This window comes from Catellatospora methionotrophica (assembly GCF_011297335.1).
Taxonomy (GTDB): Bacteria; Actinomycetota; Actinomycetes; order Mycobacteriales; family Micromonosporaceae; genus Catellatospora; species Catellatospora methionotrophica.
Window position 1 is genome coordinate 1 of the sequence record NZ_JAAOTJ010000045.1, and the last position, 9,266, is coordinate 9,266.

The window sequence follows — 9,266 nt, forward strand, 5'->3', positions numbered from 1 at the left end:
CGGGGTCGCGGCGCGGGGCGGGGTCGCGGCGCGGGGCGGGGTCGCGGCGCGGGGCGGGGTCGCGGCGCGGGGCGGGGTCGCGGCGCGGGCAAGATCGCTGTTTCGGGTCAGAAAGTGAGGTCACGCCGCACTTTCTGACCCGAAACAGCGATCTTCCGCCTGCTCGGCGGCCTTCGGCCCGCTCGGCCCCGATCGGCGGGGTTCGGGCCCGCTCGGCGGGGTTCAGCTTTCGCCGAGGACCACGCCGGCTGCGATCAGGGCGCCTTCGACGCGTACCCGTTCGATCTGCAGGTCGAGGCCGTCGACCTCGGTCAGGTGCTCGTCGATGTCGAGGCACTGGCACGCGTCGCGGAGCGCCTGGTCGTAGCCTTCGTCGTCGCGGGGCAGCTCGCGCAGCCGGTCGATGATCTCCTCGAACGGCACCAGCGGCGACCCGGCGGGTGCGGGCTGCGGCAGCCAGGCGGGGGCGAGGCCGACCGCGCTCAGCCGCTCGGCGGCGAACTGGACCATGGTCTCGCGAGCGGAGCCGATGGCGACCGTGGCGACCCGGGCCGCGGCGACCCAGGGCGGGCCTGCGGGCGGGGCCGGGGCGAACGCGCGCTCCAGGCGGTCCAGGGTGCGCTGCTCGTGCCAGGACCCGCGGACCTGCTCAGCCTTGCTGCGCATGTGCGTGACGACGTCATCGGCGCAGATCGCGGCGGCGATCGCGGCGGGCATACTGACCAGCGCCATCACTCCGAGAGTGAGCGGAAGAGCGCTGTCGGTCGCCACATTGAACGACACTATGCCCACCTGGCCTTTCCTCGCCAGTTGATTGAGGTCACCGAGGACCGGCCACACGGCCGGAATATTTCCGCTCCGGCTCGCCCAGCGGTACGGCGTCGACGACGACCGTCTTGACCAGCTTGTCGGCGAGCGTCTGCCGCTTGCCGTCCCACAGCGGGAACAGGAACCCCAGGTAGCAGATGACGGCGTCGACGAGGTGCGCCACATCCCGCAGGAACGCCCGCCCCGCCCCGATCGGCCTGCCCGCCGCCGCACCGACCAGCCGTGTGCCCAGCACCCGCCGTCCCCAGCTCTGCCCGGTCTCCCCGGCCAGCATCCACCGGTGATACCCGGTGACGGCGAGCCCCGTCAGCAGCACGCTCCAGAACACCACCCCGCCGCCGCTCGGCTCCCCCGGCACCACCTGTCCTGTCCGCGGATCGAGCGACGGCACGACGACTTCCGGCCCGTCCACCACGTACGCGAGCACCACGAACACGACGCCGACCGCCAGATCGACCACCGCCGACCCGACTCGCCTGATCCAGGAAACGTAATTCACGCCGAGGCTCCGAGGGTGAGCGAAGGATGATCGCCGTTTCGTGTCGAAACCCGAGGCCAGGCCTGACCATTCGACACGAGACAACGATCTTGAAAAGGGAGGGGAGAACCGGCGCTACTGGGTGGCGGCGTGGAGGAGGGAGCGGAGGGTGGTGACGGTGGTGGGGTCGCCGGTGACGGTGACAGTGGTGTCGTCGGCGCGACGCCACAGCCAGCGCAGCAGCGCGTCCGGTGAGCCGGTGAGCTCGGCTGCCGCCGGGGCGTCGCCCTCGGTGACGGTGAGCACGTCCGGTCCGATCGCGACCAGCCAGCGCCGCCCGCCCGTGGCCACCGCCACGGACCGCCCGCCGCCCTCGGCCAGGCCGTCGACGAAGTACTCGGGCCAGGTGGCGGCACCATATTCCAGGAAGATGCGCAGCACCTCGTCGATGCCGTCGAGGGCCAGGTCGTCCGGCACGTCCACCGACGGCGTCCCGGCGGCCAGCTCGGCGTCGATCCGGTGGATCACGGTCTCCTGGGCCATCCGGCGACGCCAGAAGCCGACCGTCGGATCCGGCGCGTACCAGTTGCCGGACGGTTCGTCGTCGGCGCGGGCGGCCAGCTCCCCGGTCAGCTCCCGGTAGGCCCGGCGCAGCAGCGCCAGCGGCTCCTCGGCGGCCAGCTGCGGGGGCGGCCAGTCCGCGGGCTCGACGCCCTCCCGGATGCAGGCGACCTTGTGCAGGTAGACCTCGGCGACGTGGCGGTCCAGGTCGGCGACCGTCCAGCCGGGGCAGGTCGGCACCGGCCGGTCGAGGCTGCCGGAGCTGACCTCGACCAGCCGGGCGTAGTCGGCGTCGAGTGCGGCATGGAAGTCCATGGACCGCATTCCATCACGCGGCAACGACACTCTCCTGGTGTACGACCCTTACCCGTGGCATCGGGCGGGCCTGGAAGGCCAGCCGGTCTCCGGCGTGCCGCAGCTGCCAGGCGAGCGCCGCCAGCGCCGCGACCAGGGAGACCGCACCGCCGAGCCAGATGCCCGCAGCCGCGCCGAAGGTCTCCGCGATCCAGCTGATGACCATCGAGCCGATCGGCGCGGTGCCCAGGAAGATCAGCACGTACAGCGCCATCACCCGGCCCCGGAACGCGCCGTCGACGCCGAGCTGCACCCGCTGGTTGGCGGCCTGGGCCAGGAACACGGTGCTGAACCCGGTCGGCACGAGCAGCAGCAGCACCATCCACTTCGTGGGCGCGAAGCCGACCGCGATGGCCAGCACGCTGAACGCGACCGCGGCGGTCAGCAGCACGTACACCGAGGGGCGGCCCTTGCGGGCGGTGCCCGCCAGTGCCCCGGCCAGGGAGCCGACGGCCAGTGCCGTGTTGAACAGGCCGAAGGTGGCCGCACCGGTGGCGAACACCGTCTTGGCCAGCAGCGCCAGGGTGAGCTGGAAGTTGAACCCGAACATCGCGATGACCAGCATCATCACCATCGGCAGCAGGAGGTCGTGCCGGGTGCGCACGTAACGCAGCCCGTCGGCGACCTTGGCCTCGGCCCGCTCGTCGCCCACCAGCAGCTCGGGGCGGTGCAGCTCGGCGGGCTTCATCCGGGCCTGCATGAGCACCGGTGCGATCGCCATGACAGTGCTGACCAGGAACACCGGTCCGGTGCCCAGCCAGGCGATGGCGATACCGGCGACTGCCGGGCCGGTGATGCGGGCGGTCTGGAAGGTGGCGGCGGACAGCGACAGGGCGTTGGGCAGCAGCGGCTTGCCGACCAGCTCCGACACGAACGCCTGGCGTACCGGCGTCTCGATGGCCTGGGCCACGCCGAGCATCGCCGCGAAGATCATGATGTGCCACAGCTCGATGACGCCGGTGGCGATGAGCACGGCCTGCACGATGGCCAGCACCGCCCAGGCCCCGTTGGAGATCATGAGCAGGGTGCGCTTGTCGAAGCGGTCGGCCAGGGTTCCGGCGTACAGGGTGAGCAGCATGACGGGGACGAACTGCAGTGCGGTGACCAGGCCCAGCGCGGTCGGGGAGTCGTTGCTCAGCTCCAGGACCAGCCAGTCCTGGGCGACGTACATCATCCATACGCCGATCAGCTTGATCAGCTGACCGCCCGCGAAGAGCCGGTAGTTGCGAACCGTCAGGGAACGGAAGGTGGTGCTCAGTCTTGCCCGCACGCGGAGTGCGCCTCCTCGGATAGCCTTGCCGCCGCTCACCGGCCGGGGTGCCCCGGTCGGATCGGACGGATCAGGCCTCCGCTTGCCCCTGATCGCGAGGATGCCCTCGTAATCAGTCGCGCGCGAGCCGCTCCAGCAGTGCTGCGGCACGTGCCACCGTGTCGCGTTCCTGGGCGGACAGGTCCGCCAGCTTGCCGGCCAGCCATTCGTCGCGTACCCGCTGGTAGTCGTCCAGCACCGCGAACCCCTGGTCGCTGGGCGACAGCAGAACCTGCCGCCCGTCGGTGGGATGCGGGGTCCGGCTGATCAGACCGCGTTCCTCCAGCTTCGCCACGATCTTCGTCATCGTGGGCGGCTGCACCCGTTCGGCCTCGGACAGCTCGCGCGGGGTGAGCGCGCCGCCGATCCGCAGGCTGGTGAGAGCCGACAGCTGGGTAACGGTGAGATCGCCGACGGGGCGCTCCTGGCGCAGCCGACGGTTGAGCCGGGTGATGGCGTCGCGGAGCCGCTGCGTCAACTCCTCGGCAGAAGCTTGCGTCACCATCACCACCTGCTCCGTCACGCTTATTAGCTTAGCTAATAAGCTTGGCTAACGATATCCTTTTGCCCTGGTGAGCGCGGTCACGCTCTCAGAAAACCAGCTTCTCCAGGGCACCCACGCAGAAATAGAGCACGAACAGCAGGGCCACGATCCACAGCAACGGGTGTACGTCGCGCAGTTTGCCCTTACTGGCCTTGATCAGGACATACGTGATGACGCCCGCACCGATGCCGTTCGAGATCGAGTACGTGAACGGCATGATCACGATGGTGAGGAACGCGGGGATGCCGATCTCGTAGTCGGTCCAGTCGATGTTGCGCACCGCGGTCATCATCAGGAAGCCGACGACCACCAGCGCGACCGACGCCGCCTCGAACGGCACCACGGTGACCAGCGGGGCCAGGAACATCGCCAGCAGGAACAGCCCACCGGTGACGAGGTTGGCGAAACCGGTCCGCGCGCCCTCGGCCACACCCGCCGCGCTCTCGATGTACGACGTGTTGCTCGACGTGCTCGCCACACCGCCCGCCGCGGCCGCGATCGAGTCGACCAGCAGGATCTCCTTCGTACGCGGGACCATGCCGTCCTTGGTCAGCATGCCGCCCTCCTGGGCGACGGCGACCATGGTGCCCATCGTGTCGAAGAAGTCGGTCAGCAGCAGGGTGAAGACGAACATCGCGCAGATCACGAACCCGGCGGACTTCCACCCGCCCAGCACGTTGAAGTTGCCCAGCAGCGACAGGTCGGGCACGCCGACCCACTTGTCCGGCACCACCGGCACGTTCAGCTGCCACCCGGCCGGGCTGCCGGCCGGGCCGCCCGCCGGGCCGACCTTGGCGATCGCCTCGACGATGATCGCCAGCACGGTCGAGCCGACGATGCCGATCAGGATCGCGCCCTTCACCTTCCGGGCGACCAGCACGACCGTGACCAGCAGGCCGATCACGAAGACCAGGCCCGGCCAGGTCACGATCTTGCCGCCGATGCCGAGGCCGATCGGCGGCGAACCCTGCCCGGTCGAGCGGACGAACCCGGCGTCGACGAAGCCGATGATCGTCAGGAACAGGCCGATGCCGACGCCGATCGCCGTCTTCAGCTGCATCGGCACGCTGTGGAAGACCGCGACCCGCAGGTTGGTCAGCACCAGGATCGCGATGATCACACCTTCGATGACCACCAGACCCATCGCGTCCGCCCAGGTCATCAACGGCGCGATCTCGTACGCCACGAGGGCGTTGACGCCGAGTCCCGCCGCCAGCGCGAGCGGGAACCGGCCGACGACACCCATCAGGATCGTCAGCAGGCCTGCCATCAGCGCGGTCGCCGCCGCGACCGCCGCCAGTGGCAGCGACGCGCCGTCGATGTCCTTGCCACCGCCGAGGATGAGCGGGTTCAGCACCACGATGTACGCCATCGTGAAGAAAGTGGCCAGGCCACCACGCACCTCGCGGGACATCGTCGACCCGCGGGCGGAGATCTCGAAGTAGCGGTCGACTCCGCCGACCACACCAGGACCAGTCGTGCTCATGGGCCGCATCGTTCCAGATCGAAAGCCGATTGTGTACCGAGCCACGAAGATCACGCTGCGACGGCCCCGGGTGCGGCCGCTCGGCCTGCGCTGCCGGGTCACCGCAACCGGCGAATCAGCGATGAGGAAGAATGGCGGATGTGACCAGGACCGCCACCCGCGCCCCGAAAGTCGATCAAGCCTGTGCCGAGGCCGTGGACATCGCCCGCGGCGCGATCACCGAGGAAGCCGGCCACATCGGCGAGCATCTGAACGTGGTCGCCGAGGGCGATCGCGTGGTCACCCACTACTTCGCCTGCGACCTGCCCGGCTACCGCGGCTGGCAGTGGGCCGTCACGGTGACCCGCGCCCCGCGCAGCAAGCACGTCACCGTCTGCGAGACGGTGCTGCTGCCCGGCGGCGACGCGCTGCTCGCCCCCGGCTGGGTGCCCTGGCACGAGCGGCTGCACCCCGGTGACCTGGGCGTCGGCGACCTGCTGCCCACGCCCGAGGACGACGACCGGCTCACCCCCGGCTACATGCTCGGCGGCGACCCCGAGGTCGACGAGGTCGCCTGGGAACTCGGCCTGGGCCGCCCGCGCGTGCTGTCCCCGCTGGGCCGCGAGGAGGCCGCCCAGCGCTGGTACGACGGCGAGAACGGCCCCGACGCCCCGATCTCGCTGGCCGCGCCCCGGACGGCGCGCTGCGTCTCCTGCGCGTTCTACGTGAAGCTGGGCGGCTCGCTGGGCCGCATGTTCGGCGCCTGCGCCAACGTGTACGCCCCCGACGACGGCCGCATCGTCTCCCTGGACCACGGCTGCGGCGGCCACAGTGAAGTCCTCATCGACGAGACCGTCATCCCCGCCCCGCCCACCATCTACGACGACAGCATCGTCGACGAGGTGGAGTAACCTGCACGATCACCACGTGCCGCTCCGCGATGGCTGCAGTTTCCCTGAAACTGCAGCCATCGCCGTCTCCATGGCCCCACTTTCCCCGAAACTGCAGCGCCGCTGCGCTACGCGGTGGCGCGGGTTCAGGGGTGGAGCGCGGCCAGGGCGGGGCCGGCTGCGGTGAGGGCGGCGAAGGCGTCGCCGATGCGCCAGGCGGCGCGGTCGCGGGGGCCGACGGCGTTGGAGATGGTGCGGAGTTCGGCGAAGGGCAGGCCCGCGCCCTGGGCGGCGCACGCGACGCCGTAGCCCTCCATCGCCTCGGCGACGGCGGTCGGGTGGCGGCGCAGCAGCTCGGCGGTGCCCTCGGCGGTGCCGGTGACGGTCGAGACGGTCAGGATCTCCCCGGCGGCCGCGCCCGGCAGGGCCGCCCGCAGCTCGGCCAGCAGGGCGGCGTCGACCTCGGCGGTGGCGCTGCCGAAGCCCAGCTCGTCGAGGCTGAGGAAACCCTGCGGCGAGTCCGCGCCCAGGTCGGCGGCGATGCAGCGGGTCGCCAGCGCGGTCGCACCCGGGGCCAGGCCGATGCCGCCCCCGATGCCCGCCGACACCACGGCCCGGTAGCGGTCCCCGGCCAGCGCCAGCAGCCGCGCCGTGCCCGCAGCCGCAGCGGCCGGGCCGACCCCCACCGGGGCCACGGTCACGTCCGCGCCCGGCGGCAGCCCTCGGGACAGCGCCTCGGCCTCGGCGGCGACCGCCGTCACGACAAGCAGTGTCACTGCTTCTTCCTCCCCTCGTCGCCGGACGGGTCCAGCGACGACGGACGGTACACGTGGAAGCCCTCGGGGATGGTGCGCTGCTCCTGCTGCGGCAGCCGTTTGGCCGGGGGCACCGGCGGCAGCGGCTTGGCCGCTCCCGGCACCGGGCCGCCCGGCGCGGGCAGCCGCAGCGCCAGCAGCGCGCCGACGGCCAGGCAGAACACGGCCACCCAGAGCGGCCAGCCGCCCAGGAACGCGCCGATGACCAGGCCGGTGATCCCGGCTACCAGCCCGGCGATGGAGGCGTACTGCACGGCCCGCCACAGTGCGCCGAACACGTGCGCGTCGCGGGGCAGCAGGTGGCGCAGCAGGACCAGGTGCACGATCCACTGCGGCAGGATCAGCGCGGCCAGCACCAGCAGCAGGACCCAGCTGGACAGCCACTGCGCGGCGAGCAGCGTCGCGACGGCCCGCCCGACCAGCAGCAGGCCGATCAGCGCCCGCCCCGACGCGGGAGCCGCCGCGACGGCGAGCCCGGCGGGCACCGCCGCCAGCACCCCCGCCCCGATGGCGAGGGACAGTTCGGTCGGGCTGGGCGCGCCGACCGCCCAGACCAGCCCGGCGAGCAGGGACAGGTCGGCGGCGACGACCACCGCGTGCAGGTCGTAGAGCCGGGCGACGCCGGTGACGCCGTTCGAGCCCTGGACCCGGATCCGCAGGGCGGTGCGGGTGAGCCAGCGGATGCCGACGACCGATCTGCTCACCGTGGCGATGAGCACCCGGAACATCCGGACCACGACGTCGGCGAACGTCTGGAGCGCGCGCAGCAGGGGCATGGTGCCTATCCTGCCAGCGCGTACGCTGTTGTCGTGCCCTTGGAACCACCCAAACCGCTGGACCCCCCGACCGTCCCCTTCGCCATCGGCGGCATGGCCGTGTTCGCGCTGGTCGGGCTCGTGTTGTTGTTCTTCCGCGACTGGCTGTCGGCGAATGGTCACGAAAGCTGGTTGTGGATCTGTGCCGCCGGCGTGGTGTGGGGCCTGCCCGGCCTCGCCACGATGATCGTTCACGACCGGCACCGGAAGGCGCGCCGCTCATGAGGATCGCCTTCTCGCCCTGCCCGAACGACACGTTCGTCTTCCACGCGCTGGTGCACGGCCTGGTGCCGGGTGCGCCGGAGCTCGACGTCACCTTCGCCGACGTCGACGTGACCAACACCGCCGCCCTCGACGGGCGCTTCGACCTGGTCAAGGTCAGCTACGCGGCGCTGCCGTGGCTGCTGGACCAGTACGAGCTGCTGCCCTGCGGCGGGGCACTCGGGCGCGGCTGCGGACCGCTGCTGCTGACCGCTGGTGGGGAGTCGTCGGAGGACCGCCGTCCAGGCGGGCCACCAGGACGAGCCACTAGCGGAGCCGGTCGCGGTGACATCTCCGGCGCGACGGTCGCGGTGCCCGGCGACCGCACCACGGCGTACCTGCTGTTCCGGCTGTGGGCGGAGCAGACCGGGCAGGTCCCCGGCCGCATCGAGGTGGTGCCGTTCCACGAGATCATGCCGGGGGTCGCGGCCGGTCGCTACGACGCCGGCCTGGTCATCCACGAGGCCCGGTTCACCTTCCAGCGGTACGGCCTGACGAGCCTGGTCGACCTCGGGCAGTGGTGGGAGTCCGACACCGGCCTGCCCATCCCGCTCGGCGCGATCCTGGCCAAGCGGGGCGCCGTCGACGCCGCGGCCGCCACCGACTGGATCCGGGCCTCCGTCCGGGCCGCCTGGGCCGACCCCGAGGCCAGCCGCGCGTACGTGCTCGCGCACGCCCAGGAGATGGAACCCGCCGTCGTGGACCAGCACATCAAGCTTTACGTCAACGAGTTCACCGAGGACCTCGGCCCCGACGGCCACGCCGCCGCCCGCGCCCTCCTCCACCGCGCCGCCACCGCCGCCCTCGTCCCACCCGTCACCCTCTAGTCCGAAAACTTGAGGGTGAGTGGGCAGGCGGCAGCGTCTCGGCGTAGCGCAGCGGAGCCGGGACAGGGTTTGTCGTTGTATCGCGGTCAGGCGGCTGCCGGTTCGATGGTGACCTTGTA

The 9,266-nt window shown here is 71.5% G+C and carries 11 protein-coding genes; 3 read left to right on the top strand and 8 right to left on the bottom strand.

The window, feature by feature from the left end; all coding sequences use genetic code 11:
• Nucleotides 1-222: 222 nt before the first annotated feature.
• From HAV40_RS37635 to HAV40_RS37660, 6 genes are all read right to left on the bottom strand, one after another.
• Entirely contained in the window at nt 223-732 is a 510-nt protein-coding gene (locus HAV40_RS37635) for a hypothetical protein (protein ID WP_166389099.1), read from the bottom strand.
• Between the two features lie 88 nt (nt 733-820).
• On the bottom strand, nt 821-1,327 hold the full coding sequence (locus tag HAV40_RS37640; RefSeq protein WP_166389100.1) for an RDD family protein: 507 nt from the start codon (nt 1,325-1,327) through the stop codon (nt 821-823).
• 114 nt (nt 1,328-1,441) lie between these two features.
• Nucleotides 1,442-2,182 carry a maleylpyruvate isomerase family mycothiol-dependent enzyme gene (locus HAV40_RS37645; RefSeq protein WP_166389101.1) on the bottom strand — a complete coding sequence of 247 codons (741 nt, stop codon included), beginning with the start codon at nt 2,180-2,182 and terminating at the stop codon, nt 1,442-1,444.
• A 13-nt stretch (nt 2,183-2,195) separates the two neighbouring features.
• Nucleotides 2,196-3,491 carry an MFS transporter gene (locus tag HAV40_RS37650; RefSeq protein ID WP_166389102.1) on the bottom strand — a complete coding sequence of 432 codons (1,296 nt, stop codon included), beginning with the start codon at nt 3,489-3,491 and terminating at the stop codon, nt 2,196-2,198.
• 112 nt (nt 3,492-3,603) lie between these two features.
• The gene (locus HAV40_RS37655; protein ID WP_409365018.1) at nt 3,604-4,053 is read right to left on the bottom strand and encodes a MarR family winged helix-turn-helix transcriptional regulator; all 450 of its coding nucleotides are present in this window, start codon (nt 4,051-4,053) and stop codon (nt 3,604-3,606) included.
• Nucleotides 4,054-4,120: 67 nt separating this feature from the next.
• A complete protein-coding gene (locus HAV40_RS37660; protein ID WP_166389103.1) occupies nt 4,121-5,569 on the bottom strand; it encodes an NCS2 family permease in 1,449 nt (482 codons plus the stop codon).
• 122 nt (nt 5,570-5,691) lie between these two features.
• On the opposite strand from HAV40_RS37660, the gene HAV40_RS37665 reads away from it, so the two are divergent.
• A complete protein-coding gene (locus HAV40_RS37665) occupies nt 5,692-6,450 on the top strand; it encodes a DUF3027 domain-containing protein (protein WP_166389104.1) in 759 nt (252 codons plus the stop codon).
• Nucleotides 6,451-6,575: 125 nt separating this feature from the next.
• On the opposite strand, the gene HAV40_RS37670 is transcribed toward HAV40_RS37665, so the two are convergent.
• Both HAV40_RS37670 and HAV40_RS37675 read right to left on the bottom strand, forming a co-directional pair.
• Nucleotides 6,576-7,205: a futalosine hydrolase gene (locus HAV40_RS37670; RefSeq protein WP_166389105.1), complete on the bottom strand. Its 630-nt coding sequence runs from the start codon at nt 7,203-7,205 to the stop codon at nt 6,576-6,578.
• Complete coding sequence (locus HAV40_RS37675; RefSeq protein WP_166389106.1) at nt 7,202-8,020, bottom strand: hypothetical protein; 819 nt, start codon at nt 8,018-8,020, stop codon at nt 7,202-7,204. Before HAV40_RS37675 ends, HAV40_RS37670 begins: the two co-directional genes overlap by 4 nt.
• Nucleotides 8,021-8,053: 33 nt before the next feature.
• On the opposite strand from HAV40_RS37675, the gene HAV40_RS37680 reads away from it, so the two are divergent.
• Both HAV40_RS37680 and HAV40_RS37685 read left to right on the top strand, forming a co-directional pair.
• Nucleotides 8,054-8,284: a DUF2530 domain-containing protein gene (locus HAV40_RS37680; RefSeq protein ID WP_166389107.1), complete on the top strand. Its 231-nt coding sequence runs from the start codon at nt 8,054-8,056 to the stop codon at nt 8,282-8,284.
• The gene (locus tag HAV40_RS37685; RefSeq protein ID WP_166389108.1) at nt 8,281-9,147 is read left to right on the top strand and encodes a 1,4-dihydroxy-6-naphtoate synthase; all 867 of its coding nucleotides are present in this window, start codon (nt 8,281-8,283) and stop codon (nt 9,145-9,147) included. The genes HAV40_RS37680 and HAV40_RS37685 overlap by 4 nt, the downstream gene beginning before the upstream one ends.
• The last annotated feature ends 119 nt before the right edge of the window (nt 9,148-9,266 follow it).